The sequence below is a fragment of the Nonomuraea sp. WAC 01424 genome (assembly GCF_003947315.1).
Taxonomy (GTDB): domain Bacteria; phylum Actinomycetota; class Actinomycetes; order Streptosporangiales; family Streptosporangiaceae; genus Nonomuraea; species Nonomuraea spiralis.
Genome location: NZ_QHHZ01000006.1, coordinates 463,593 through 488,903, shown reverse-complemented (window position 1 = coordinate 488,903; position 25,311 = coordinate 463,593). Strand labels below are relative to the sequence as shown.

Below are 25,311 nucleotides of genomic sequence, written 5' to 3'. Positions count from 1 at the left end.
AATGGGGACTTTCCGGGACGCGACCGCGTTGATCGCCCACGGCGGGGGCGACTTCGGCGCCACGCTGGACGCCCAGTGGAGCGTGGGGACCAAGCTGCACGGCGGCTACCTGCTGGCGGTGCTGGCCCGAGCCGCCTGCGAGAGCAGCGCGGGCGAGCGGCACCCGCACGTGACGGCCGTGAGCGGCGCCTTCGTCGAGCCGCCCGAGCCGGGGCCGGCCGACGTGCGCGTGGAGCCGCTGCGGATCGGCAAGAGCGTGGCCCAGGTCAGGGCCACGCTGGCCCAGGAGGGCCGGATCCTCCTGGAGGCGCACGTCACGCTCGGCGTCCTGGACGACGCCGACCCGTGGTGGTCCTCGCTGCCGATGGTCGAGCTCCCGCCCGAGGAGGACTGTTTCCTCGCGCCCACCGACCCGCCCGGCGCCGATTTTCCCGTGCCGCTGATGGGCGTCGTCGAGGAACGCGTCGATCCCGCCCACCTGGCCTTCGCGTTCGGGGCGCCGAGCCGGCGGGGCGAGATCGCGAGCTGGCAGCGCCTCGCCGACGGCTCCGACTGGGACCCGCTGAGCCTGCTGGTCGCGCTCGACCCCGTGCCGCCGGTCGCGTTCGACCTGGGGCTGCCGGGCTGGGTGCCGACGATCCAGCTCTCCGCCTACGTCCGGCGGCTGCCCGCGCCCGGCCCGATCAGGGTCCGCCTGACGGCCACGGACGTCGGAGGCGACCGTATGGACGAGGTGGCCCACGTATGGGACTCCAAGGGGCGGCTGGTGGCCCAGGCGACCCAGCTCGCGGCCGTACGGGTTCCGGACTGAGGTGTCCGGTGAGTGGACACGTGTCTCAGCCGCCGGGCGGGTGGCCGTAACATGTGAAGACTCACCTCATGATGGGAGAAGCACAATGCCGGCCCTCAGGTCACGTACGGTCACCCACGGCAGGAACATGGTCGGTGCCCGGGCCCTGCTCCGGGCGACCGGTGTAGCCGGCAGCGACTTCGGCAAACCCATCATCGCGGTGGCCAACAGCTTCACCCAGTTCGTCCCGGGTCACGTGCACCTGCGCGAGGTCGGCGACGTGGTCTCGGCCGCGATCCGCGAGGCGGGGGCGATCCCGCGCGAGTTCAACACGATCGCGGTCGACGACGGCATCGCGATGGGCCACGGCGGCATGCTCTACTCGCTGCCGTCCCGCGAGCTGATCGCCGACGCGGTCGAGTACATGGTCAACGCCCACTGCGCCGACGCGCTGATCTGCGTCTCCAACTGCGACAAGATCACCCCCGGCATGCTGCTGGCGGCCTTCCGGCTGAACATCCCCACGGTCTTCGTCTCCGGCGGCCCGATGGAGGCCGGCAAGACGCCCACTCGCAAGCTCGACCTCGTCGACCCGATGATCGCCGCGGCCGACGACTCGGTGTCCGACGCCGAGCTGCTGGAGATGGAGGAGAACGCCTGCCCGACCTGCGGCTCCTGCTCGGGCATGTTCACCGCCAACTCCATGAACTGCCTGACCGAGGCCATGGGCCTGGCGCTGCCGGGCAACGGCACGATCCTGGCCACCCACAAGAGGCGCAAGCAGCTCTTCGAGGACGCCGGCCGCCAGCTCGTCGAGATCACCCGCCGCTACTACGAGGACGGCGACGAGTCGGTGTTGCCGCGCTCGATCGCCACCCGCGAGGCGTTCGAGAACGCGATGGCCCTCGACGTGGCGATGGGCGGCTCGACCAACACGATCCTGCACATCCTGGCCGCGGCCCGCGAGGCCGAGGTCGACTTCGGACTCAAGGAGATCAACGAGATCTCGCTGCGGGTGCCGTGCCTGTGCAAGGTCGCCCCGGCCACGAACAAGTACCACGTCGAGGACGTCCACCGCGCCGGCGGCATCCCGGGCATCCTGGGTGAGCTCGACCGGGCCGGGCTGCTCCACCGCGACGTGCCCACCGTCAACGGCGGCACGATCGCCGACATGCTGGCCGCCTGGGACGTCAAGTCGCCGTCCGCGTCGCCCGAGGCCCAGGAGTTGTGGCACGCGGCCCCCGGCAACGTGCGCACGGTCAAGCCGTACTCGCAGGACAACCGCTGGGACTCCCTCGACCTCGACCGCGCCGAGGGCTGCATCCGCGACCGTGAGCACGCCTACAGCGCCGACGGCGGGCTGGCCGTGCTCTACGGCAACATCTCGCGCGACGGCGCGGTGGTGAAGACCGCGGGGGTCGACGAGTCGATCTGGAAGTTCAGCGGGCCCGCGGTGGTGTTCGAGTCGCAGGAGCAGGCCGTCGAGGGCATCCTCGGCGGGCAGGTCAAGGAGGGCGACGTGGTGGTCATCCGCTACGAGGGCCCCAAGGGCGGCCCCGGCATGCAGGAGATGCTCTACCCGACCTCGTTCCTCAAGGGCAGGGGCCTGGGCAAGGCGTGCGCGCTGGTCACCGATGGCCGCTTCTCCGGCGGCACGTCCGGGTTGTCGATCGGGCACGCCTCGCCCGAGGCGGCCGAGGGCGGCGCGATCGCGCTGGTCGAGGACGGCGACATCATCGACATCGACATCCCCGGCCGCTCGATGGAGCTGCGGGTGCCGGAGGCCGAGCTGGCCGCGCGGCGCGAGCGGCTGCTGGCCGACCTGGGCGGCTACCGGCCGCGTGACCGCAACCGTCCGGTGAGTGTGGCGCTGCAGGCGTACGCGGCGATGACCACGTCCGCCTCGACCGGCGCCTCGCGCGACCTGTCGCAGCTGTCCCGATAGTTAGTGTGCGGTGGACCCCCGGTCCACCGCACAGATTTTCGAAAATTGTCGGTGGTCGTCCCTATTCTTGGGGTATGACGACAGTCGTGAAGGACGAGACTCGCCCGCTGACGACCGCCGAGATCGCCGCCATCGCCCTCTCCCTCGCCCACCTCGGGGCGGGCCCGCAGGCCGTCACCGCACGGCGCGCCCTGCAACACGCGCTCGAACACCTGGAACTCGACGACGACGTCATCGCGACCACGCTCGCGACGCTGACCGAGCCGCTGCCCGTGGACGTCGCCTCCCGGGCCAGGCTCATCGCCGACGCCATCACCAGCCGTCTCATGATCCGTCTCCACTACCGCGACGCCTCGGGGACCGTCACCTCCCGCGACGTCGAGCCGGTGACCTGCCTGGTCCACCGCGAGTTCTGGTACCTGGTCGGCGTGTGCAGGCTGCGCCGGGGCATCAGGGCGTTCAGGTTCGACCGGATCATCGCGGTCGAGCCCACGCTGACCCCGTCGCGGCCCCACCTGGCCGACCGGTTCCTGCCGTTCCAGCGCCGCCGCCGGCGTTCCAGGGCGGCATAAGCTGCCGGAAGCTTGACCCTCGGGCCCCCGGGCGTTGGTGCGGGGCGTGACAGGCTCGCGCACATGCGCGTCCGGGGGATCTCGCTCATCGCCGCCCTGCTGCCCGTCGTCGTGTGCGCCTGCTCGACGGCCGTGCCCGTGGCCTCACTGCCGGTCGTGGCGCACCGGGAGGCCAGGGCGATGACCGTGGACAGCCTGCTGCCGGCCACGCGGCGGGCGCTCGACCGGGCGCTGGAGCGCCGCCTGCGCGGCCGTCCGGGGCGGACGGCCCTCGCGCTGTACGACCGCACGACCGGCGTGCGGTACGCCTACGGCGAGGGCAGGCCGTTCGTGCTGGCCAGCGTGGCCAAGGTGGACATCCTGCTGGCGTTGCTGCTGCTCAGGCAGAGCGAGCACCGGCGGCTCAGCGCGTACGAACGCAGGCTCGCCTCCCGGATGATCCGCGAGAGCGACAACGAGAGCGCGCACGAGCTCTACATGACCGTCGGCGGCCAGTACGGGCTCACCCGCGTCCTCCAGGGCCTGGACGTGTGGCACACCGAGCCGGGATCGGGGCTGTCGTGGGGAATGACCCTCAGCCACCCGTCGGACCAGGTGAAGGTGCTGGAGAAGCTCACCGACCCCGCGGGGCCGGTGTCGTCCGCGAGCCGCCGCTGGGCCCTCGGGCTCATGTCGTCGGTGAACAAGGAGCAGGCGTGGGGCGTCAGCGCCGCCGGCGGCGAGGTCGCGCTCAAGGACGGCTGGCTGCCCGTCGGGGCGCACGGCGGTCGGTGGACGGTCAACAGCGTGGGCCGGATCGTGCTGAACGGGCACGAGCTGCTGATCGCCGTGCTGTCGGAGCGCAGCCCGGACCTGAGCACGGGCGTGACGACCGTGGAGGAGGCGGCGCGGGCCGCGGTGGAGGTGCTCACCCGCGCACGGCGGTCAGGACGAGCAGCAACCGCCGCCGCAGCAGCCCCCGCCGCCGCCACCACCGGTAGCGCGGGGAGCGGCGGCGCCACCGGTCACGGAGACCGTGGACAGCAGCTTGACCGTGTCGCCATGGCCGTCCGGGCAGGTCGCCGGGTCGTCTGAGGCCGACATGGGACGGGAGACCTCGAACGTGGAGCCGCAGGCGCGGCAGCGGAAGTCGTAACGCGGCATGCCGACAAGCCTAACCTGCGGCGGGCGGTCGGCGGGAGCCGTCGTAGGCCAGGTGCGCATGGTCGGAGACGGGCACGTAGCCGATCGACCGGTAGACGGCGTTGCTCGTCGGGTTGTCCAGGTCGGTGAAGAGCACGACCTGGTCGCACCGCTCGGCCAGGCCCACCTCGCTGGCGTACGCGGTGACGGCGGCGCCGTAGCCCTTCCTGCGGCACGACGGGGGCGTGTAGACCGGGCCGACGCGGCACACCCCGCCGGCGGCGCGGCCCAGCCCGGCCAGCGAGACCGGCGCTCCGCCGGCCTCCCAGACGAACAGCTCGCGCCCGGCCACTCGCTGGGCGACCCGCTCGGCGACGTCGTGCGCCTCGCCGAGGCCGACCTCGTCCCCGAACGCCTGGTACCAGCTCACCATCAGCGGGAAGTCGCCGGGCCCGGCGAGCCGGCCGCGGCCGGGCACCGAGGGGACGGCGAGCGCGCCGAGGCGGTAGAGCCGTTCGGACACCACCCGGGAGGGCTCCCCGAGCTGCCGTACGACCTCGGACGTCACCTCCACCGGCCCCACCACCCGGGGCAGGTCGCCGTTCAGCGCCTCGACCAGCGGGGCGACGGCCTCGGCGGGCATGCGGGTGAGGGCCACGGGGGCGGGCGGGGTACGGAAGGCGGCGCCGCACACCCGGCCGCCGGCGCTCCACCAGGCGAAGAAGGCGTCTTTGGCGGGCCGGCCGGCGCGCAGCTCGGCGAGGACGGTCAGCGGGACCGTGTCGCCGACCTGGTGGCCGAGCAGGAACGGCTCGGCGACCTCGGCGAATTCCTCCGGATCAGAGGTGAAGGTCCACATACCCGTCATGGTGACAGGCCGCAGCCTCCGGCTTCAAAGGCTTTCAGGCCGCCGCCTCCAGGTAGGGCGCCCATTGAGGATCGCCCACCAGCGAGGCGCCGATGAGCCGCCAGTGGGCGCCCCTCGGCACCGCCGGGCTGACGCGCAGCGTCCAGCCCAGCTCCTCCAGATATTTGTCGGCCTTACGGTGGTTGCAGGTCGTGCACGAGGCGACGCAGTTCTCCCACGTGTGGGTGCCGCCGCGCGACCTCGGGATGACGTGGTCGATGGTCTCGGCCCGCAGCCCGCAGTAGGCGCAGCGATAGTCGTCGCGTCGCATGAGGGCGGCCCTGGTCAGCGGGATGCGAGATCGGTAGGGGATGCGGACGTATCTGCGGAGCCGGATCACCGAGGGCACGTCGAGGGTGCAGCTCGCCGAGCGGAGCTGGGCGCCCCGCCCGTCGCGGTGCACGACGTCGGCCTTCTCCCGCAGCACGAGCACGATGGCCCGGTGGAGCGAGAGGGTGGTGAGCGGCTCGTAGGTGGCGTTGAGCAGCAGGACTTGGCGCGTCATCGGGCCTCTCCCTGCTGCGCGCGTATCAAAGGGGACATGCCGTGGCATGTCCCGCCTGTCGGGCCCTCCTGGGGCACTGGTGCTTCCGTCACATGGACCTCCGCCGGACGGTCCAGCGGATGGTCACCACGGCACCGTCCTGTCACCAAGTCTGGCGTTAGCCGGAGCGTCCCCGCCACCCCATAATCTTCAAGCCGGAATGACCAGAGGGACACACGTTACGTTTTATGCCCGCTTCACCAGCGCTTTACGCCCCCACCTTGGCAGTAGGGTTCCTGGCATGACGCGAGAGCCTTATCCGACGGCACGCCGCGAAGACGTCGTCGACATCCTGCACGAAACGCCCGTTCCAGACCCGTACCGGTGGCTGGAGGACCCTGACGGCCCGGACACCAAGGAATGGCTGCTCGCGCAGGCCGAGCAGTACGGCGCCCGGCGCGGCGAGCAGCGGTTCAAGGACCGCATCGCCGAGCTGCTGCGGTCCGGCTCGGTGGGGCCCCCGGCCTGGCGCGGCGGCCGGCAGTTCTTCAGCCGCCGTACGCCCGACCAGGAGCACGCGGTCTACTACGTCGTCGAGCCCGACGGCACCGAGCGGGCGCTGATCGACCCGATGGAGATCGACCCGTCCGGTCTCACCACGCTCGACGCCGCGCAGCCCGACAAGGAAGGGCGGCTGCTGGCGTACCAGATCTCGGTGGGCGGCGACGAGGAGTCGATCCTCTACGTGATGGACGTCACGACCGGGCTGCGCGTCGAGGGCCCGATCGACCGCTGCCGCTACTCCCCCATCGCCTGGCTGCCGGGCGGCGAGGCGTTCTACTACGTGCGCAGGCTGCCGCGCACCGAGGTGCCGGAGAACGAGGCTCAGTTCCACCGCCGCGTATACCTCCACCGCGTCGGCACCTCGACCGAGGACGACACGATGATCTTCGGCCAGGGGCTGAAGATGACCAACTACTACGGCGTGTCGGTCTCGCGCGACGGCCACTGGCTCCAGGTCTCGGCGCACGAGGGCACCGCGCCGCGCAACGACCTGTGGGTGGCCGACCTGACCGCCTCCCCGGCCGACAAGCCCGACCTGAAGGTCGTCCAGGAGGGCGTCGACGCGCAGACCGCCCTGGTGTTCGGCCGCGACGGCCGGCTCTACGTGCACACCGACCGGGACTCCCCCCGCGGCCGGGTGTGCGTGACCGACCCGGCCGACCCCGGCTACGACACCTGGCGCGACCTGATCCCCGAGGACTCCGAGGCGGTGCTGTCCGACTTCGCGATCCTCGACGACCTCGAACGCCCGGTCATGCTGGTGGGCTGGACCCGGCACGCGATCAGCGAGATCACCGTGCACGACCTGGCGACCGGTGAGCGCCTGGGCACGGTGCCGACGCCGGGCCTGGGCACGATCGGCGGCATCTCCGAGCGTCCCGAGGGCGGTTTCGAGGCCTGGTTCGGCTACACCGACAACACCACGCCGCCGACGATCCAGCGCTACGACGCCAGGACGGGCGAGACCACGCTGTGGGCCGCCTCCCCCGGTGCGGTCGAGGTGCCGCCGGTGCGTACGTCGCAGGCGGTCTACCGGTCGAAGGACGGCACCGACGTCCGCATGCTGATCATCGCCCCCGACGACGACACCCCCGGCCCCCGGCCCACCATCCTGTACGGCTACGGCGGCTTCGGCCTGTCCATGACCCCCGGCTACTCGGCCTCGATCCTGGCCTGGGTCGAGGCGGGCGGCGTCTACGCCATCGCCAACCTGCGCGGCGGCGGCGAGGAGGGCGAGGACTGGCACCGCGCGGGCATGCTGGCCAACAAGCAGAACGTGTTCGACGACTTCCACGCGGCGGCCGAGCACCTGGTCGAGACCGGTATCACCACCCGCGACCGGCTCGGCATCTCCGGCGGCTCCAACGGCGGCCTGCTGGTCGGCGCCGCGCTGACCCAGCGCCCCGACCTGTACGCGGCCGTGGTCTGCTCGGCGCCGCTGCTCGACATGATCAGGTACGAGAAGTTCGGCCTCGGCGCCACCTGGAACGTCGAGTACGGCAGCGCCGACGACCCCGAGCAGTTCGGCTGGTTGTGGGACTATTCGCCCTACCACCGCGTCGAGGAGTCGGTGTCCTACCCGGCGACGCTGTTCACCGTCTTCCAGTCCGACACGCGTGTGCACCCGCTGCACGCCTGGAAGATGTGCGCGGCGTTGCAGCACGCCTCGGAGGGCGGGCGGCCGGTGCTGCTGCGCAACGAGACCGAGGTGGGCCACGGCGCCCGGTCGGTGAGCCGTACGGTCGATCTGTCGGCCGACACGCTGACCTTCCTCGCCGAGCACACCGGTCTGTAGTGTCGATGGCATGAGCGCGCCGGGGCCGGTCATGGTGGAGGCCGTCCCCAGCGCTGCGCTGAGGCCGTACGTCACGAGGTTGTGCGCGTACAGCGAGCACTATCCCGCGCCCGTCACGCGCACCGAGGCGGCGATGCCCGGCGCGGTGCTCATCCTGGGCGTCGGCGCGCCCATGGAGGCGGGCGGGGAGCGGGTCAGGGCGTTCACGGGCGGACTCTCCGACCGGTCCACGCTCACCCGCGTCACCGGGCCCTGCGAGGGCGTGGAGGTGGTGCTCACGCCGTTCGGGGCGCGGCGGCTGCACGCGTTGCCGATGCGGCACCTGACGAACCGGGTGATCGCCGTGGAGGCGGTGCTCGGGCCGTGGGCCGGGGAGCTGCTCGACCGGCTGGCCGCGACGCCGTCCTGGCGGGAGCGGCTGGCCCTGACCGACCGGCTGCTGACCCGGCGCATCCTCGCCGGGCCCGAGGTGGGGCCCGAGCTGCCGTGGGCGTGGGCGCGGCTGCTGGAGTCGGGCGGGCGGCTCGCCGTGTCGTCGCTGGCCGAGTCGCTGGGCTGGAGCCACCGCCATCTCGTGGCGCGCTTCCACGACCAGGTCGGGCTGCCCCCGAAGGCGGCGGCCCGGGTGATCAGGTTCGGCCGTGCGGCGGGGTTGCTGCGTTCGGGCCGGTCGATCGCCGCGGTCGCGGCCGAATGCGGCTTCTACGACCAGGCCCACATGAACCGGGAGTTCCGGGCGCTCGGCGGCGCCACGCCCGGTCAGATTCGTCCAAGACCCGCCGACGACCCCGCGGGCATCCTGAACCCATGAAACGCACTGTCTACGCACTGGCCCGCTACGAGGACGCGCGGGCGGCGATCGACTTCCTGTCCGAGGCGTTCGGGTTCCGCCTGCACGAGTCGTCGAAGGACGCCGACGGCGTCGTCAAGCACGCCGAGCTGTTCGTCGGGGACGACCTGATCATGATCGGCCGCGGCGACCCGGGCGGGCCCGGCGTCTACATCGCGGTCGACGATGTGGACGCCCATCACGATCGCGCCAGGGCCGCGGGGGCCGTGATCACCATGGAGCTCACCGACCAGTCGTACGGCTCGCGCGAGTACGCGTGCGAGGACCCCGAGGGCAATCGCTGGTTCTTCGGGACCTATCGCCCGTAGTCGTGGGCCGGCGGGCCGTCAGCGGGGGAAGACGACGGTCTTGTGGCCGTCGAGCAGGACACGCTGCTCGGCGTGCCACTGGACCGCGCGGGCCAGCGCGACGCACTCCACGTCACGGCCGATCCGCACGAGGTCGTCGGGCGAGTGGCTGTGGTTGACCCGGGCGACCTCCTGCTCGATGATCGGCCCCTCGTCGAGGTCGGAGGTCACGTAGTGGGCGGTCGCCCCGATCAGCTTGACACCCCGGTTGTGGGCCTGGTGGTACGGCTTGGCGCCCTTGAACGACGGCAGGAACGAGTGGTGGATGTTGATCGCCCGCCCGGCCAGCTTCTCGCACAGGTCCTCCGAGAGCACCTGCATGTAGCGGGCCAGCACCACCAGGTCGACCTGGTAGTGCTCGACCAGCGCCAGCACCTCGGCCTCCTGCCTGGGCTTGGTCTCGGACGTGATCGGCAGGTGGTGGTAGTCGATGCCGTAGGACTGGGTGAGCGGGCGCAGGTCGGGGTGGTTGGAGGCGACCGCGACGATCTCGATGTCGAGGGTCTTCGACCTGACCCGGTAGAGCAGGTCGTTGAGGCAGTGGTCGAACCGGCTGACCATGATCAGCACGCGCGGCTTCCGCGCCACGTCGCGCAGCCTGAACTCCATGGCGAAGTCGGGGGCGAGGGCGGCGAAGGCGGCGCCCAGCTCGTCGTATCCGAGGGGGCCGGAGAACTGCACGCGCATGAAGAACCTCTGGGCGACCCGGTCGCCGAACTGCTGGCTCTCGATGATGTTGCACCCGTGCCCGGCGAGCAGGCCGGAGACGGCGGCCACCACGCCGGGGCGGTCGGGGCAGGACAGGGTCAGGATGTACTCGGCGTGGCTGCTCATGCCTTCACTCTCGCGGAGGTGGGATCGTAGGGCGCCTTGAGGCTGATCTGGGCAGAGTACAGGTCGCCGGCCACGTCCACCTCCACCTTCTCCAGCGTGCGGCCCTCCGGTGAGAGCTCGGTGACCAGGCCGAGCGCCACGGACCTGCCGAGCGTCGGGCTGTGGGCGGCCGAGGTGACGTAGCCCACCGGGGCGCCGTCGGACAGCAGGGACTCGCCGCCCCACAGGTGTGCGGCGGGATCGTCCAGCACGATCGAGACTACCCTGCGTGACGGGGTCTCCAGGGCGTGCCGCGCGCCGCGGAAGCCGCCGCTCTTCTTGCAGGTGAAACGCAGTCCGGCGGCGGCGGGGGTGATCTCGGGGCCCAGTTCGCGACCCCACGCGCGGTAACCCTTCTCGATGCGCATGGCCTCGATGGCGTAGTGGCCGGCCTGGGTCAGCTCACCGGTGCCCATGAGGGTCTCGTGGACGGTGACGGCGAACTCGGCGGGCACGTACAGCTCCCAGCCCAGTTCGCCGACGTAGGTGACGCGGGTGGCTCGTACGGTGGCGTGGCCGAGGTCGACCAGGCGGGACGTGCCGAAGTCGAAGGCGGAGAAATCTGCCCTCGACACCGACCGCAGGATCGCCCGCGAGGACGGGCCCATCACCCCGAAGACGGCGTACGCGCCGGTGACGTCCACCAGGACCGCCCGCCGGTCGCCGAGGCCCTTGGAGATGTGGTCGAAGTCCTTGGTCGTCTGGGCCGAGCCCGTCACGATCAGGTACTCGTCGGCGGCCACCCGGGTCACCGTCAGGTCCGACTCGTAGCCGCCCCGGTCGTTGAGCAGGCCGGTGTAGACGACGCGGCCGACCTCGACGTCCACGTCGGCGGTGCAGAGCCACTGCAGCGCCTCCATGGCCTCGGGGCCCTTGAGTACGAACTTGGAGAAGGCCGTCTGGTCGAACAGCGCCGCCGTGTTCCGGCAGGCCGCCACCTCGGCGTCCACGTACGGCTGCCACTCGGGCCGCCCGAACGTGTGCGGCGTGGCGGGTCCGAAGTAGTTGACCCGCTCCCAGCCCATCTTCGACCCGAAGTACGCGCCCGCCCGTTCCAGCAGGTGGTGCACCGGGGAGCGGCGCAGCGGCCGGGCCGTCCGCAACTCTCTGTCCGGCCAGGACATCGCGTAGTGCAGCCCCAGCGTCTCGGTGACGCGGTCGCGCAGCCAGGTGTCGTTGTCGGCCCAGCGGGCGAAGCGCCGGACGTCGGCGGGCCACAGGTCGCCGGTCGGCGCGCCGTTCACGATCCACTCGGCCAGCGCGCGGCCGGCGCCGCCCGCCGAGGCGATCCCGGCGGAGTTGAACCCGGCGCCGACGAACAGGCCGCGTACCTCGGGCGTCTCGCCCAGCAGGAACATGTTGTCCGGCGTGAAGCTCTCCGGCCCGTTGTAGAACATCCGCACCCCGGCGCTCTCCAGGGCCGGGACACGCTGGATCGCGTTCTCCATGATGATCGCGAACTGGTCCCAGTCCTCGTCCAGGAGCTGGAACTCGAACGGGTGGGGGATGCCGTCCATGCCCCACGGCTTGGCGTCCGGCTCGAAGCCGCCCACGACCAGGCCGCCGACCTCCTCCTTGAAGTAGGCGTACCCGTCGGGGTCGCGCAGCACGGGCAGGTCGGGGCGGACGCCGGGGATCCGCTCGGTCACGACGTAGTAGTGCTCGGCCGAGTGCAGCGGGACGGTCGCGCCGGCCATCCTGCCGATCTCCTTGGCCCACTGGCCCGCGCAGTTGACCAGCACCTCGGTCTCGATGTGGCCCTCGGAGGTGTCCACGCCGCGCACGGCGCCGTCGCGTACGGTGACGCCGGTGACGCGGACCCGCTCGATCACCTGCACGCCGCGCCGCTGCGCGCCCCGCACGAGCGCCTGGGTGAGGTCCGACGGGTTGGCCTTGCCGTCGCCGGGCAGCCACACACCGCCCACCAGGTCGTCGGTACGCATGACCGGCCACAACTCCCCGGCCTCGCGCGGGGTGACGACCTCGGCCTGGACGCCGTAGTTCCTGGCACTGGCCGCGGTGCGCCTGAGCTGGGTCATGCGCTCGGGGGTACGGGCCACGCTGAGGCTGCCGCACTGCTTCCAGCCGGTGCCGAAGCCGGTCTCGGCCTCCAGCCGGGCGTACAGGTCGGTGCTGTACTTGATCAGCCTGGTCATGCTCTCGGTGCCGCGGAGCTGGCCGACGAGCCCGGCGGCGTGCCAGGTGGTGCCGCAGGACAGCCGGCCCTGTTCGAGCACCACGACGTCGGTCCAGCCCAGCTCGGCCAGGTGGTAGGCCACGCTGCAGCCGGCGATGCCGCCACCGATGATCACGACCTGTGCCCGGGAGGGCAGGGATGTCAAGAGATGCTCCTCAAGCGGTTGATCCCCGGCCAGCTCCGCACGTTGCGCAGCATGGCGATGAATGCCTGTTCGGCGGGGCCCAGCAGGCGGTCGCGGCGGTGGGCCAGCACGATGGGGCGGGGCTTGGGCGCGGGCAGCACCTCCAGGGCCGCCAGCCGCCCGTCGGCGAGCTCCTGCTCGACGCAGTGCTCGGACACCAGCGAGACGCCGAGCCCGGCGGCGACCGCCTGTTTGATCGTCTCGGGGCCCCAGATCTCGGTACGGCCCGCCTCCTCCAGCCCCCAGGTCTCCAGGGCCTGCTCCTGCAGCTCGCGCGTGGAGGAGCCCGGCTCGCGGATGAGGAAGAGCTCGCCGGCCAGGTCCGCGGGCTCGGCGCGGCCCCTGCTGGACAGCCGGTGGCCCGGCTGGGTGATGAGGACGAGCCGGTCCTCCAGGATCGGCTCGCTGACGAGCTGCGCCGCGCCGGGCTCCCCGGCCAGCACCGCGACGCCGATCTCGCCGTCCACGAGCCCGCGTTCGACCCGCTGGCCGTTGCCGACCTGGATGCCGAGCTCGATGCCGGGGTGACGGTCGCGGAAGGCGGCCAGCAACGGCGGCAGGAGGTACGTGCCGACGGTGGTGGTGCCCCCCGCGACCAGCTTGCCGGTCTGCAGCCCCGAGACCTGCCGGATCGCGGCCACGGCCTCGTCGGCCAGCAGGAAGACGCGCTTGGCGTACTCCAGCATCACCTCACCCTCGGGGGTGAGCCTGATCCGGGCGCCGCTGCGGTCGATCAGCGTGGCGCGCAGCGACTGCTCAAGCTGCCTGACCTGGTGGGAGACGGACGGCTGGCTGAGGTAGAGCTTCTGCGCGGCGGCCGAGAAGCCGCCGCACTCCACGACCGTCATGAAGATCCAGAGCCGGTGCAGGTTGAGCTGCATGTCGTTGTTAACCCCTAGCTGCCTCGATCGACTCTCGGAGCGCGTCCTCAAGCTGTTCAAGCCGGTGCCAGGGGATCTCCCCCATCGTGCAGATACGGAAGAAGTCCGCCGAGAGTTGCCCCTGACCGGCGTAGACAACGTAGCCACGCTTCTTGAGCTCATCGTGAAGCGCCGCATAAGTGACGTTTTCTGGCAGATGAAGCATTGTTACGGTGTTTGACCGGAATTGTTCATCAACGAGGATTTTCAGGCCCAGTCGCTCGAACTGGCCCCGGACCAGGGCGGCCCGCTCGCGGTAGAGCCGGGTACGCGCCGCGAACCCGCCCGCCTCCTCGTACTCCTTGATCGCCTCGTCGAGGGAGTAGCAGACCTGTACGGCCGGAGTGAACGGCACGTCGCCCTTGCGCTGCCCGGCCAGGTAGCCGGCGGCGTTGAGGTACAGGCTGCGCACGGGCGCCTCCTGGACACGCTCGATCGCCGCCTCGCTGCACAGGATGAACGACATGCCGGGCAGCCCGTGCAGGCCCTTGTTGGCGGTGCCGCAGATGACGTCGGCCTTGACCTCGGCCAGGTCCTGGTCCTCGATCGCGGTGCCGCTGATCGCGTCGATCACGAACAGCGCGCCGGACTCGGCCACGACCTCGCCGATCTCCTTGATCGGGTTGATCAGGCCGGTCGTGGTCTCGTGGTGCACGCAGACGACGGCGTCCACGTCGTCCCGCCCGGCCAGCGCGGCGCGGACGGCCTCGGGGTCGGCCGGGACCGTCCAGTCGCTCCTGACCTCGTCGAACGGGATGCCGTGCGCCTTGGCGATCTTGATCATCCGGTCGCCGTAGACCCCGTTGTTCACGACGAGCACGCCACGTCCCGCGCGGACGGAGCTGATGACCGCCATCTCCATGGCCGCGGTTCCAGAACCGGTGACCAGCAGCGCCTCGTGCGTGCCGCCGAGGTTCAGGCACCGGGGCAGGGCCTCACGGATCCTGAACAGCAACTCCGTGAACTCGGGCTCGCGGTGGCAGAGGTCGCCGCGAAGCAGGGCGTCCTTGACCCGCTTCGATGTACATGCGGGCCCGGGATTCAACAGAATGAGCTCTTCGTCCATCATCCACTCGATCTTGGGTAGGTATCGGGCATTACGGACGCTATCCGGGGTGGCGCCGCACGGGACAGCCGCCTTTCACCTATGAGGGCCATAAGGGAATCGGGCTTGTCCGTGCTGAACCGCGCCGACTGGGATGGGGCACGTGCCGTTGGAGACCGTCGTACTGATCGTGGTGGCGGGGCTGTTCGCCGTCGTGTCCGGGATCAACGACGGCGGGGCGCTGCTCGCGACGGGGCTCAAACTGCCGGTGATCCGGCCGGTCGTCGGCATTCTCGCGCTGGTGCTGTTCGTCGCGCTGGTCCCGCTGGTCACGCACCGGGTGGCGCTGACGTTCGAGCACCGGCTGGCGGGCTTCCACGCCCCGGGCGGCCAGGCCGCGATGACGGTCGGCGTGCTCTGCGCGCTGGCGGTGGTGTTCACGCTGAGCGCGAGGGGGCGGCCGACCAGCCTCACGCTGGCCGTGGTGGGCGGGCTCACCGGGGCCGGGCTGGGGTGGGGGCTGCCGGTGTCGGGCGGCTCGGTGGCGCTCGTGCTGGCCTTCGGGCTGGCGGCGCCGTTCGTGGGGGCGTTGTTGTCGTGGGTGCTCATCCGGCTGCTCGTACGGGTGACCGACGCCCCCGGGCTGACGCGCTGGCACCGCGCCGGGTTCCTGCTCCAGACGCTCGCCTACGCGGCCAACGACGGGCAGAAGATGCTGGCCGTCTTCATGATCGCGCTCGGCTTCCAGGGTGTGCCCCTGGCGTGCACGTCGCTGGTGGCGGTGTTGTTCGGGCTCGGCGCGCTGTACGGGCTGCCCAGGGCGGGCCGTACGCTGAGCCGCGAGATCATCGTCTCCCGTCCCGCGCACGGCGTCGCGGCCGAACTGGCCGCGGGCACCGCCGTGACCGCCTGCGCCGCCGTGGGTATGCCGGTGAGCATGACCCAGGCCGTGGCCGGTGGGCTGGTCGGCGCGGGAGTGGCGCAGGGCGGCGGCCGGGTCCGCTGGTACGCCGCGGTCAAGATCGTCGTGGCCTGGCTGCTGACGCTCCCGATGAGCGCGCTGCTGGCCGCGACCGCGGCGTTCGTCCTGAAGGCACTGAGGGGGACGTGGTGAAGCGATGGCGCCGGATCCGGGACCTCATGACCGGCCGCATGGACGGCGCGCTCACGGACGCCCTGCTCGGCCAGCTCAAGGCCACCAAGGAAGGCGCCTGGCTGGCGATGTCCATGATCGGCGGCGAGGTCGGCAGGACCGGCGCGCACGAGCAGATGCGCGCGATCGAGCACCTCGGCGACGAGGAACGCGCCCGGCTGGTCGAGGAGCTCAAGACCGCCCTGGTCACGCCCATCGACCCCGAGGACCTGTTCCGCCTGTCGCGCTCGATCGACGACGTGCTGGACTCGCTGCGGGACTTCGTACGCGAGTCGCACCTGTACCGGGTGCCCGACCAGATCCGCTTCACGCCGCTGCTCGACCAGGTCATCGTGGGCATCGACGCCCTGGAGAGCGCCGTGCGCGGCCTCGCCGCCCGGCCCTCGGCGGTGGTCCAGGACGCCCTGGAGGCCAAGAAGGCCGGCGGCGCGATCCGGCGCATGTACCAGTACGAGATCTCGCGCATCTTCTCCGGCGAGGTCACCGCGAACGCCCTCAAACAGCGCGAACTGGTACGCCGACTGGAGATCGTGGGCATGGCCATCGGCGAGGCGGCGGACGCCATCGCCGACGGCGCGATGAAACGCTGACCCTCAGGCCCGCCCGGCGAACGCGTCGACGCCGGTCAGCTCGGCCGACAGCCGCCACAGGTGGGCGGCCTGCTCGGGGTCGGTCGCGTAGGAGTAGACCCCGCCTCCGGCGCCGCCGGCCTGCTCGGCGATGTCGCAGTCCTCGCAGTAGACGCCGCCCATGTCGGCGAGCTGCGGCGAGGTGGCCGCCCACACCTGGGTGGCCGCGCCCTGCTCCGGCGTCTTGAAGCTGGTGTTGAGCTGGTTGCCCTGCTCGTCGATCCAGCCCGCCTCGACCATCTCCTGCTTGCTCAGGTGGCGCTGGAGCGGGGTGAGGATGCCGCCGGGATGCACCGCGAAGACCCGTACGCCCGCGTCCTTCGCCAGCTCGTCGAGGTGCACGGCGAACAGCACGTTGGCGGTCTTCGCCTGGCCGTAGGCCTGCCACTTGTCGTAGCCGTGCTCGAACATCACGTCGTCCCAGCGCATGCCGGAGCGCCGGTGGCCCGCGGACGAGACGGCCACGACCCGGAGGCCGCCGCGTTCGACGGCCGGCCACAGGCGGTTGACCAGCGCGTAGTGGCCGAGGTGGTTGGTCGCGAACTGCGCCTCCCAGCCGGGGCCGACCCGCGTCTCGGGGCAGGCCATGATCCCGGCGTTGTTGATCACGAGGTGGAGGTCGCGGCCGGTGGCCAGGAACTCCTCGGCGAAGCGCCGCACGCTGTCGAGGTCGCCGAGGTCGAGCTCGCCCACCTCGGCGCCGTCGATGTCGGCCACCGCCTCCGCCGCCGCCGCCGGACGCCTGGCCGGGACGATGACACGGGCCCCCGCCCTGGTGAGCGCGCGCGTGGTCTGCAGACCGAGGCCGGAGTAGCCGCCGGTGACGAGCGCGAGCCTGCCGGTGAGGTCGATGCCCTTGAGCACCTCGTCCGCCGTGCTTCTGGCGCCGAAACCCGAACCGATCTTGTGCTGAGGCGTTGTCATGGCACCGACGTTACGAATTGAAGTGCGCTCTAAGTCAAACCGACGCGCCCGGCGGCTCAGAGACCGAGGACCGGGGCCAGGCGCCGGAGTTGTCCCAGGGCGTCGTCGAGGTCGGGAGCACCCGGCGAGAGCGGCTGAACGGCCACGTGGTCGGCGCCCGCGTCGAGGTGGGCACGCAACCGCTCGGCCACCCGCCCCTCGTCCCCCCAGGCCACGACGGCGTCGGTCAGCCGGTCGCTGCCGCCGCCCGCGAAGTCGTCGTCGGTGAACCCGAGGGCCCGCAGGTTGTTGAGGTAATTGGGCAGGGTCAGGTAGTAGGCCATGTGGGTGCGGGCGATCTCGCGGGCCCTGGCCGGGGCGCTCGCCAGGACCACGGCCTGCTCGGGCGCCAGCAGCCGGTCGGGGCCGAGGATCCGGCGGGCCTGCGCGGTGTGCTCGGGCGGCACGAAGTAGGTGTGGGCACCGTCGGCCCGGTCTCTGGACAGCTCCAGCATCCGGGGCCGCAGCGCCGCCAGCAGCCGCGGGGCCTCGGCCTCGACCAGGCCCTCCTTGGCGTCGTCCATGCCGTCGAGGTAGGCGCGCATCGCGCTCAGCGGCTTGGCGTAGTCGTGGCCGCGGCGGCCGACCAGCGGGCCGTGGCTGACGCCGATGCCCAGCAGGAAACGGCCGGGGAAGGCGTCGGCCAGCGCCACCGCGCCCGCCGTCATGCCCGTCGCGTCGCGGCCCCAGATGCTGGCGATGCCGGTGGCGACCGCGATGCGGCCGGTGGCGGCCAGCATGCCGGTCGCGGTGGTGAGCGGCTCCTTGCTCTGCCAGCCCTCGTTGATCCAGACGGACCCGTAGCCCAGCCGCTCGATCTCGGCCGCCGCCCGCCGCGCCCGCTCGGCGGGGACCTTGCTGAACAGAGGGTGCCACACCCCGAAGTGCCCGGCCTCCATGACCGCTCCCTCGACTAGAATGTTCGATCGAGATGGAACACTACACCAATGTTCGACCGCCATCGAACAGGACACGCGCCCTGACCCACACCTCTCCCGCCGAGGTCTCGCTCCAGGCCGCGCTCGACGCGCTCGGCGACCCGGTCCGCCGCCGTATCGTCCGCGAGCTGGCGCGGGAGGCCGACTGGTCCCGCGCCTGCGGCACGTTCGCCCACCTGCGGGTGGCCAAGTCCACGCTCAGCCACCACTTCGGGGTGCTGCGCCAGGTCGGCCTGCTGGAGCAGCGCAACGAGGGCACCCGGCGGCTCAACCGGCTGCGCCGCGCGGAGTTCGACGAACGTTTCCCCGGGCTGCTCACCCTCGTGGTCGAGGAGCCGGAGAGCGCCTAGGCGGGCAGACCGGTGGGTAGGGGGTGGCGCATGCAGATCCGACGCCCGTTCGCCCGCAATCTGATCGCCACCACCGCCGCGGTCGCCGCCACGGCCACGCTCGGCAGCCTGGCCACCGCCTCGGGCACGGCCTGGTACCGCACGTTGCGCAAGCCCCGCTGGCAGCCGCCCGCGCAGGCGTTCGGCCTGGTCTGGACCCCGATCTACGGCCTGATCGCCTACGCCGGCGCCCGCGCGCTGACCTCGGGCCACGACCGGGCGGGCCTGGCCCGCGCCCTGGGCGTGAACCTCGCGCTCAACGCCGCCTGGACACCGCTGTTCTTCCGCGCCCGCGCCCCGCGCCTGGCCCTGGCCGACATCGTGGCGCTCGACGCGGCCAACCTCGTGCTCCTGCGACGATTCCTGCGCGCCGACCGCCGCGCCGGGCTGGCCCTGCTGCCCTACGTCGGCTGGACGGCCTTCGCCACCGCGCTCAACGCCTCCATCGCCGCCCGCAACCCCTGACCGGGGCCCCGCCACGACGGACGGGGCCCAGGCCGCACGGTCAGGAGACGCGCAGGTCGTCCACCGCCCAGTACCAGTTGTTGCTCGCGTCGAAGTAGTGGAACCTGACCTTCATCGACGCTGCCCCCGCCGGCACGCTGACCTGGAACGACTCGTTCCTGGCGACCGCGTCGGCCGTGTAGTTCCGCACCAGGGTGTCCGCGCCGCCGTCGAACGACACCAGCACCTGCGCCTTCTGGGCGCCCTCCGCCCGGTAGTGGGTGGCGTAGGACAGCGTGACGGAGGCGCGTCCGGCCACGGTGTAGGCGGGCGAGACCAGGGTCGAGTCGAACGTCCCGGTGCCGTGCGACTTGTCGTCCCATTCGTCGGAGTCGGCGACCGCGAAGATGCCCCTGGACCGGACGTTCAGCTCCCGCTGCTGGTCACGGGCCGCGCGCGACCAGAACTCGTCCGTCGTGAACGCCCAGCCGCGCCACTCCTGCACGCCCCCGGACGGCATCCTGGACACGTCCGCCGACCATCCGGACGGCGGCGTGTGCGTGTAGCCGAGCACGCCGGCCGGGATCCCGGTCTCGTCGGTCCTGCCGGACAGCGTGACGCCCTCGAAGGGATCGCCGGTCCTGGTGTCGACCCGCCTGCCGTCCACCCCGGCCGGTACGCCCAGCCGCAACCCGGTGAAGACCGCGGCCGTCACGTCCACCAGGCGGGTGTCGGCCGGCCGCGCCCCGGCGGCGATGCCGGGCCCGGACGCCAGGACGAACGTGCGGCGTTCCTCGATGGAGGAGCCTCCGTGCCCGCCCGCGTCGGTGTGGCCGTGGTCGGTGGCCACGATCACGGTCCAGCGTTCGCTCGCGTACGACGGCCTGGCCCTGACCGCCGCGAGCAGCCGGCCGATCCGGGCGTCGGCGTCATGGACGGCCGACAGGTACGCGGCCGAGGCGGCGCCGCTGTTGTGCCCGGCGATGTCGATCGCGCCCAGGTAGACGAAGGAGGCGTCCGGGTTCCTGGTCCGCAGGACGGTCTCGGAGACCTGGGTGACACGCTCGTCCTCGGCGGGGTAGCCGGCGGCGTCGCCGTCCAGCACGACCCTGGCGTCGATCCGGGGGCCGAAGGTGCCCTGGTCGCCGAGCGGCCGCCAGTCGAGCGCGGCGTAGGTGGAGTAGGCGGCGTTCGTGTTCTCCAGCCTGGTCAGGAAGTCGGGGTACTGGTCGTAGTGCTTGCCGGCGAAGGTGTTGTCCTTCACGCCGTGCAGGTCGGGCCAGACGCCGGTGGCGATCGTGGACCAGCCGGGGCCGCTGGAGGTGGCGGCCATCGGGTTGGTGTAGAGCAGGCTGGGCCCGAACGTGCCGCCGCTGATCAGGGCGTCGAGGTTCGGGGCGGCGGCGGGGGCGATGCGGTCGTGGCGCAGCCCGTCGAGGCCGATGACCAGGACCTTGTCGGCGCTGATGCCGTTCGGGACGTCGGGGACGGGCACGGGCGCGGCCGGGGCGGTCGCGCCGTTGAAGATCTTGCCCTCGGGAACGGGTGCGGGATCGGCCAGGGCCGCCGGCGCGGGGACCAACACGGCCGCGGCCACGAGAGCGGGCAGGATGCGCCATCGATGCATGGACGTACTCCTCGCTGAGTGCTGGGATGATCCGGCTGAAGGATCTCCAGCGTCAGGTGAGCGCGTGAATAACGTCTTTCCGATGGGCGCCATAGAGGAAAAAGGGGGCCCAAATGGGCAGTAGCCGGCGTCCCGCCGCCCGAGTCGTCTGCCTCGACCGCGACGGGCGGGTCCTGCTCATGCACTGGTACGACCCGGTCAGCGGCAAGGACGTCTGGGAACCGCCGGGCGGCGGCCTCGACCCGGGCGAGACTCCGCTGGAGGCGGCCAGGCGCGAACTGGCCGAGGAGACCGGGCTGCCCGGCTCGGCCGTCCGCGAGCACTGGGTGGACGTCGAGCGCGACTTCTCCTGGCTGGGTGTGCGTTACGTGAAGACCGAGCCGTTCTTCCTGGCCACGTTCGAGGAGGCGCGCCCGCGGGTGACCCCCGCCGCGCTCACCGAGGAGGAGCTCGGCGTCTACCGCGGTCATACGTGGGCCGAGGAGATGCCGTACGGCGTCGAGCCGCCGGAGCTCGCCGACGTGGTGGCCGCCCTGCGCAGCGCCGCCGCACCGCCACACTGAACCGGCGCTACACCTCCGTGGTGAGACCCGCCGTGGCCACGTCGAGGTCGCCGTCGTAGGACTCGGCCGCCGCCGCGAGCGCGGGCTCGGGCGGGGTGCCGGGCCACAGGTGGGTGAGCAGCAGCCGGGCGACGCCCGCCGCCGCGGCGGTGCGGCCCGCGTCGAGCGCGCTGGACAGGTAGGGGGCGTCCTCGTCGGGCACCCGCAGCGGATAGGTGGCCTCGGCCACCAGCAGGTCGGCGCCCGCGGCCAGCGTCACCAGGTCGGCGGACGGCCCGGTGTCGCCCGTGTAGGCCACGACCCGGCCGCCCGCGGTCAGCCGCAGCCCGGCGTTGGGCACGTGGTGCGGCAGCGCGAAGGCGTCGAGCCGGAAGGGCCCGATCTCGCGCGGCGTGCCCGGTTCCAGGTCGTGCAGGGTGAAGCTGCCGGCCAGCATGCGGGCGTTGTCGAGCGCGAGCACGGCGTCGAGCGCGCCGGGCGGCGCGTGCACGGGCAGCGCGGCCGGTGGCGCGTCGCCCAGGGCGCGGGCGCGCAGCAGCGGGTTGAGGTCGGAGCAGTGGTCGGGATGCCCGTGGCTGACCAGGACGGCGTCCACCCGCTCGGCGGGCATGAGGTCGAGCAGCCGCGGCAGCGTGGCGTAGCCGGGGTCGACGAGCACGTGGAACCCGTCGTGCTCGACCAGATAGCCGCTGCACGCCTGGCCCGCCGCCGGCCACGCCCCACATCCGCCCAGCACCGTGATCCGCACGGCGCCGACTCTAGCGTGACCGGTGACCGAGCTCCGACAGCGTGGTGGACATGAGGCCGCGCAGCAGCGCCCCGGCCAGGCCCTCGTGCACGGACTCGACCGGCAGGCCCTTGGCGATGCGGGCCTGGTAGGTCTCGCGGTCGTGCTCGCCGGTGTAGGGCAGCGCGGTCATCGCCACGACCACGGTGGCCCGGGTGCCGCCGCGCGGGAGCACCGCCACGGCGTGGGTGCGCAGGCAGGTCTCGTCGGGGGCGCCGTACCAGCCGCACTTGACGCCGGCGTCGGGCGAGCCGAGCGCCTCGCGGGCGCCGAACGTCTGCTCCCCCGCCACCTGCCGCATCCAGTCGAGGATGGTGGCCGCCACCGGGTCGCCCGCCGCCGCGGCCTGCGCGAACACGGCGTACGCGGCGGCGACCTCGTCGGCGGAGACCTCCACCGAGCCGAAGCGCGACGGGTCGCCGCCCGGCTGGGCCCAGCGCACGCCGGTGCGCCGGTAGAGGTCGTCCAGCAGGACGCGGGGGCCGATGGACAACCACAGGCTGAGCGTGTCGGCGTTCGAGGAGACGACCACGGCCGGCTCGGCGTGGCGGCGCCAGCGGCCGGCGTCGTCGATGTGGTCGGCGGCCACCCAGGCGTAGAGGGGTTTGAGCAGCGAGGCACAGCGCAGCCTGGCGGGGCCCGAGCGCACGCTCACCGTGCGGGCGGGCGGGCCGCCGTAGCCGCGCCTGATGCCCGCGGCCTGCGCGCCGGCGCTGTGGTCGAGGTCTTCCAGCAGGTCATTGAACGCCACCGTCCCACCGTAGACCTACGGGGCACTCCCCCAGCGTCCTTCGTACCACTCCGCGCTCGGTGGCGCGCCGGGCAGCGGGGTCGTGCCGGGGGCGCGCAGGCCGTCGAGCGTGATGGCCAGCAGGCGCTGTTTGACCCGCTGGTGCTCCTCGCTGGGCGGGCCGGGGGCCGGCCTGCTGAACTGCTCGATGAGCAGCGAGACGTCGAGCGTGGTGACGTCGGGTCTGAGCGCGCCGGCCTCGCGGGCCCTCGCGACGAGCCGGTCGGCCAGCTCGGTGGCCCGCCGGGAGGTGCGCCACATCTCGTCGGTGACCTCGATCGTGCCCGCCACCGGGGCAAGCGCGCCGGAGCGGCCCTCCACGCAGGCCCGTACGTACGCCTCCAGCCCGGTCCACGGGTCGGGCTCGGCCAGGGCGGACTCCAGGGCGTCGACCACGCGTTCCATGGCGATCAGGCACAACCGCTGGAGCAGCTCCTCCTTCGTGCGGTAGCGGCGGTAGAGGCTCCCCATGCCCACGCCCGCCTGCTTGGCGATGGCCGACACCGGCGCGTCGAACCCCTGCGTCGTGAACACCTCGTGGGCCGCCTGGAGCAGGCGCAGATCGTTCCGCGCCGCCTCGGCCTGCCTGCCGCGTCCTGCCATGCCGTACAGGATATTGCGGAGCGCTGCGCTCCGATATACCGTGCTTAGTCGGAGCGTAGCGCTCCGACTAAGGAGGCTTGTCATGCGTGCGGTGGTTCTGCGGCGGTTCGGTGGTCCCGAGTCGCTGGTCGTGGAGGAGGTGCCCGATCCCGTCGCGGGGCCGGGGCAGGTGCTGGTCGAGGTGGCGGTCGCGGGCATCACGTTCGTGGAGACGCAGGTGCGCGCCGATCGGGGGCCGCGCCGGGCCGAGCTGCCCGCGATCCTGGGCAACGGGGTGGCGGGCACCGTCCTCGCGGTGGGCGAAGGCGTGGACGCGGCGCTGGTGGGCACCCGGGTGGTCACCACGCTCGGCGGCCGGGGCGGCTACGCCGAGCTGGCGGTGGCCGCCGCCGAGGACCTGATCCCGGTGCCGCCGGGACTGTCGGCGCGGGACGCCGTGGCGCTGCTGGCCGACGGGCGCACCGCCGTGGGGCTGGCCCGCGCCGCCGCGCCGCGGCCCGGCGAGTGGGTGCTGGTGGAGGCCGCCGGAGGCGGGGTGGGCAGCCTGCTGGTGCAGCTCGCCCGCGCCGCGGGGGCGCGCGTGGTCGGCGCGGCGAGCAGCGCCGCCAAACGCGACCTCGCCGTACGCCTCGGAGCCGAGCTGACGGTCGACTACACCGCCCCGGGCTGGGCCGACGAGGTACGCGCCGCGACCGGCGGCCTCGACGTCGTCTTCGACGGCGTGGGCGGCGAGGTCGGCGCCCAGGCGCAGGCCCTGCTGAAGGACGGCGGGCGGCTCAGCGTGTACGGCATGGCCGGCGGCCCGATGACCACCCCCGATCCCCGCCTGACCGCCGTCGCCTGGCCCTCGGCCAACCCACGCGAGCTGGCCCGCGAGGCCCTGGAGCTGGCCGCTACCGGCCGCCTGCGTCCCACGGTCGGCAACGTGCTCCCCCTGGAGTCGGCGGCCGACGCGCACGCCGCCGTGGAGGCCCGTACGGTCCTCGGGAAGTCGTTGTTGCTGCCCGCCCGCGCCAGGACGATCCTGGTCACCGGCGCCACCGGCAACCAGGGCGGCGCGGTGGCCAGGACGCTGCTGGAACGCGGCTGGACGGTCCGCGCCCTGGTCAGGGACCCGGCCTCGGCCGCCGCCCGCGCCCTGTCCGCGCTCGGCGCCACTCTGGCGAAGGGCGACCTGGACGACCCCGCCTCGCTGCGGGCCGCCATGACGGGCGTGCACGGCGTGTTCAGCGTGCAGGCCCTCGCCCTGACCGAGGACGGGCCGGCCCGCGAGGTGCGCCAGGGCATCGCGGTCGCCGACCTGGCCGCCGGGCTGGGCCTGGCCCACCTGGTCTACAGCTCGGTCGGCGGCGCCGAGCGCGACACCGGCATCGAGCACTTCGCGAGCAAGTGGGCGGTCGAGCGGCACATCGCGGAGCTGGGCCTGCGGGCCACCGTCCTGCGACCGGTGTTCTTCATGACGAACCTGCTGTACTACGCCGAGCCCGCCGGGGACGAGCGGGTCATCGCGCTGCCGTTCCGGCACATGCAGCTCGTCGCGCCCGAGGACATCGCGCACTTCGTGGCGGAGGCGTTCGAGCATCCCGACGAGTACGCGGGCCGGGCGCTGGAGCTCGCGGGCGACGAACGCACCGGCCCGGAGCTCGCCGAGATCTACCAGCGCGTCACCGGCGTCCCCACCCGGTTCGAGCAGACCCCGACCGGCGGGGAACGCATGTACGAGTGGTTCCTGGAGAGCGGCTACCGGGCCGACGTCGCCGCGCTCCGCGCCCGGCACCCCGGCCTGCGCACGTTCGAGGGTTTCCTGCGCGACCGCCTGGCCCGCTGAGC

General features: G+C 72.5%; 25 protein-coding genes and 1 pseudogene. 13 read left to right on the top strand and 13 right to left on the bottom strand.

The window, feature by feature from the left end:
* Position 1: 1 nt before the first annotated feature.
* From DMB42_RS19670 to DMB42_RS56005, 4 genes and pseudogenes are all read left to right on the top strand, one after another.
* A complete protein-coding gene (locus tag DMB42_RS19670) occupies positions 2 to 811 on the top strand; it encodes a thioesterase family protein (RefSeq protein ID WP_125636415.1) in 810 nt (269 codons plus the stop codon).
* Positions 812 to 896: 85 nt separating this feature from the next.
* Positions 897 to 2,735 (top strand): dihydroxy-acid dehydratase, encoded by a 1,839-nt coding sequence (gene ilvD, locus DMB42_RS19665; protein WP_125636414.1) that lies wholly within the window; start codon positions 897 to 899, stop codon positions 2,733 to 2,735.
* A gap of 74 nt (positions 2,736 to 2,809) precedes the next feature.
* Complete coding sequence (locus DMB42_RS19660) at positions 2,810 to 3,307, top strand: YafY family protein (protein ID WP_125636413.1); 498 nt, start codon at positions 2,810 to 2,812, stop codon at positions 3,305 to 3,307.
* A 63-nt stretch (positions 3,308 to 3,370) separates the two neighbouring features.
* Positions 3,371 to 4,129 (top strand): annotated as a pseudogene (locus DMB42_RS56005) (serine hydrolase); the annotation flags it as partial.
* Between the two features lie 102 nt (positions 4,130 to 4,231).
* On the opposite strand, the gene DMB42_RS19655 reads toward DMB42_RS56005, so the two are convergent.
* The 3 genes from DMB42_RS19655 to DMB42_RS19645 are packed head-to-tail and all read right to left on the bottom strand — an operon-like array spanning position 4,232 to position 5,841.
* Positions 4,232 to 4,450, bottom strand: a complete 219-nt coding sequence (locus DMB42_RS19655; protein ID WP_125636412.1) for a zinc ribbon domain-containing protein — start codon at positions 4,448 to 4,450, stop codon at positions 4,232 to 4,234.
* A gap of 10 nt (positions 4,451 to 4,460) precedes the next feature.
* The gene (locus tag DMB42_RS19650) at positions 4,461 to 5,288 is read right to left on the bottom strand and encodes a GNAT family N-acetyltransferase (protein ID WP_185844746.1); all 828 of its coding nucleotides are present in this window, start codon (positions 5,286 to 5,288) and stop codon (positions 4,461 to 4,463) included.
* A gap of 43 nt (positions 5,289 to 5,331) precedes the next feature.
* Entirely contained in the window at positions 5,332 to 5,841 is a 510-nt protein-coding gene (locus tag DMB42_RS19645; protein WP_125636410.1) for an HNH endonuclease, read from the bottom strand.
* Between the two features lie 280 nt (positions 5,842 to 6,121).
* Here DMB42_RS19645 and DMB42_RS19640 point away from each other — a divergent pair, with 280 nt between their 5' ends.
* The 3 genes from DMB42_RS19640 to DMB42_RS19630 are packed head-to-tail and all read left to right on the top strand — an operon-like array spanning position 6,122 to position 9,337.
* Positions 6,122 to 8,179: a prolyl oligopeptidase family protein gene (locus DMB42_RS19640; RefSeq protein ID WP_125636409.1), complete on the top strand. Its 2,058-nt coding sequence runs from the start codon at positions 6,122 to 6,124 to the stop codon at positions 8,177 to 8,179.
* 10 nt (positions 8,180 to 8,189) lie between these two features.
* Positions 8,190 to 8,990 carry an AraC family transcriptional regulator gene (locus DMB42_RS19635; protein ID WP_125636408.1) on the top strand — a complete coding sequence of 267 codons (801 nt, stop codon included), beginning with the start codon at positions 8,190 to 8,192 and terminating at the stop codon, positions 8,988 to 8,990.
* Positions 8,987 to 9,337, top strand: coding sequence for a glyoxalase/bleomycin resistance/extradiol dioxygenase family protein (locus DMB42_RS19630; RefSeq protein ID WP_125636407.1), 351 nt, complete (start codon positions 8,987 to 8,989; stop codon positions 9,335 to 9,337). Before DMB42_RS19635 ends, DMB42_RS19630 begins: the two co-directional genes overlap by 4 nt.
* Before the next feature lie 18 nt (positions 9,338 to 9,355).
* Here DMB42_RS19630 and purU read toward each other — a convergent pair whose 3' ends face one another.
* From purU to DMB42_RS19610, 4 genes are read right to left on the bottom strand one after another with little or no spacing between them, the layout of a single operon-like run.
* Positions 9,356 to 10,210: a formyltetrahydrofolate deformylase gene (gene purU, locus DMB42_RS19625; protein WP_125636406.1), complete on the bottom strand. Its 855-nt coding sequence runs from the start codon at positions 10,208 to 10,210 to the stop codon at positions 9,356 to 9,358.
* Positions 10,207 to 12,591 carry an FAD-dependent oxidoreductase gene (locus DMB42_RS19620; protein WP_221762236.1) on the bottom strand — a complete coding sequence of 795 codons (2,385 nt, stop codon included), beginning with the start codon at positions 12,589 to 12,591 and terminating at the stop codon, positions 10,207 to 10,209. The genes purU and DMB42_RS19620 overlap by 4 nt, the downstream gene beginning before the upstream one ends.
* On the bottom strand, positions 12,588 to 13,511 hold the full coding sequence (locus DMB42_RS19615; RefSeq protein WP_125636405.1) for a LysR family transcriptional regulator: 924 nt from the start codon (positions 13,509 to 13,511) through the stop codon (positions 12,588 to 12,590). Before DMB42_RS19615 ends, DMB42_RS19620 begins: the two co-directional genes overlap by 4 nt.
* Before the next feature lie 7 nt (positions 13,512 to 13,518).
* A complete protein-coding gene (locus tag DMB42_RS19610; RefSeq protein ID WP_125636404.1) occupies positions 13,519 to 14,619 on the bottom strand; it encodes an alanine--glyoxylate aminotransferase family protein in 1,101 nt (366 codons plus the stop codon).
* A 139-nt stretch (positions 14,620 to 14,758) separates the two neighbouring features.
* On the opposite strand from DMB42_RS19610, the gene DMB42_RS19605 reads away from it, so the two are divergent.
* Positions 14,759 to 15,709 (top strand): inorganic phosphate transporter, encoded by a 951-nt coding sequence (locus tag DMB42_RS19605; protein ID WP_260477789.1) that lies wholly within the window; start codon positions 14,759 to 14,761, stop codon positions 15,707 to 15,709.
* Positions 15,706 to 16,338, top strand: coding sequence for a DUF47 domain-containing protein (locus DMB42_RS19600; protein WP_125636403.1), 633 nt, complete (start codon positions 15,706 to 15,708; stop codon positions 16,336 to 16,338). The genes DMB42_RS19605 and DMB42_RS19600 overlap by 4 nt, the downstream gene beginning before the upstream one ends.
* A 3-nt stretch (positions 16,339 to 16,341) precedes the next feature.
* Here the strand turns inward: DMB42_RS19600 and DMB42_RS19595 are convergent, their stop codons facing one another.
* Together DMB42_RS19595 and DMB42_RS19590 are read right to left on the bottom strand one after the other, a co-directional pair.
* On the bottom strand, positions 16,342 to 17,301 hold the full coding sequence (locus DMB42_RS19595) for an SDR family NAD(P)-dependent oxidoreductase (RefSeq protein ID WP_125636402.1): 960 nt from the start codon (positions 17,299 to 17,301) through the stop codon (positions 16,342 to 16,344).
* 56 nt (positions 17,302 to 17,357) lie between these two features.
* A complete protein-coding gene (locus DMB42_RS19590; RefSeq protein ID WP_125636401.1) occupies positions 17,358 to 18,239 on the bottom strand; it encodes a TIGR03620 family F420-dependent LLM class oxidoreductase in 882 nt (293 codons plus the stop codon).
* A gap of 32 nt (positions 18,240 to 18,271) precedes the next feature.
* Here DMB42_RS19590 and DMB42_RS19585 point away from each other — a divergent pair, with 32 nt between their 5' ends.
* Positions 18,272 to 18,628: a helix-turn-helix transcriptional regulator gene (locus DMB42_RS19585; RefSeq protein ID WP_125636400.1), complete on the top strand. Its 357-nt coding sequence runs from the start codon at positions 18,272 to 18,274 to the stop codon at positions 18,626 to 18,628.
* A gap of 30 nt (positions 18,629 to 18,658) precedes the next feature.
* Positions 18,659 to 19,132 carry a TspO/MBR family protein gene (locus DMB42_RS19580; RefSeq protein ID WP_125636399.1) on the top strand — a complete coding sequence of 158 codons (474 nt, stop codon included), beginning with the start codon at positions 18,659 to 18,661 and terminating at the stop codon, positions 19,130 to 19,132.
* A gap of 40 nt (positions 19,133 to 19,172) precedes the next feature.
* Here the strand turns inward: DMB42_RS19580 and DMB42_RS19575 are convergent, their stop codons facing one another.
* Positions 19,173 to 20,738, bottom strand: a complete 1,566-nt coding sequence (locus DMB42_RS19575; RefSeq protein ID WP_125636398.1) for an alkaline phosphatase family protein — start codon at positions 20,736 to 20,738, stop codon at positions 19,173 to 19,175.
* Between the two features lie 113 nt (positions 20,739 to 20,851).
* Here DMB42_RS19575 and DMB42_RS19570 point away from each other — a divergent pair, with 113 nt between their 5' ends.
* On the top strand, positions 20,852 to 21,301 hold the full coding sequence (locus DMB42_RS19570) for an NUDIX domain-containing protein (RefSeq protein WP_125636397.1): 450 nt from the start codon (positions 20,852 to 20,854) through the stop codon (positions 21,299 to 21,301).
* Positions 21,302 to 21,308: 7 nt separating this feature from the next.
* Here the strand turns inward: DMB42_RS19570 and DMB42_RS19565 are convergent, their stop codons facing one another.
* From DMB42_RS19565 to DMB42_RS19555, 3 genes are read right to left on the bottom strand one after another with little or no spacing between them, the layout of a single operon-like run.
* A complete protein-coding gene (locus DMB42_RS19565) occupies positions 21,309 to 22,049 on the bottom strand; it encodes an MBL fold metallo-hydrolase (protein WP_125636396.1) in 741 nt (246 codons plus the stop codon).
* Positions 22,050 to 22,059: 10 nt separating this feature from the next.
* A complete protein-coding gene (locus DMB42_RS19560) occupies positions 22,060 to 22,839 on the bottom strand; it encodes a hypothetical protein (protein WP_125636395.1) in 780 nt (259 codons plus the stop codon).
* A gap of 15 nt (positions 22,840 to 22,854) precedes the next feature.
* A complete protein-coding gene (locus DMB42_RS19555) occupies positions 22,855 to 23,481 on the bottom strand; it encodes a TetR/AcrR family transcriptional regulator (protein ID WP_260477788.1) in 627 nt (208 codons plus the stop codon).
* 82 nt (positions 23,482 to 23,563) lie between these two features.
* Between DMB42_RS19555 and DMB42_RS56000 the strand changes: the two genes are divergently transcribed.
* Positions 23,564 to 25,309 (top strand): NmrA family NAD(P)-binding protein, encoded by a 1,746-nt coding sequence (locus DMB42_RS56000; protein WP_125636394.1) that lies wholly within the window; start codon positions 23,564 to 23,566, stop codon positions 25,307 to 25,309.
* The last annotated feature ends 2 nt before the right edge of the window (positions 25,310 to 25,311 follow it).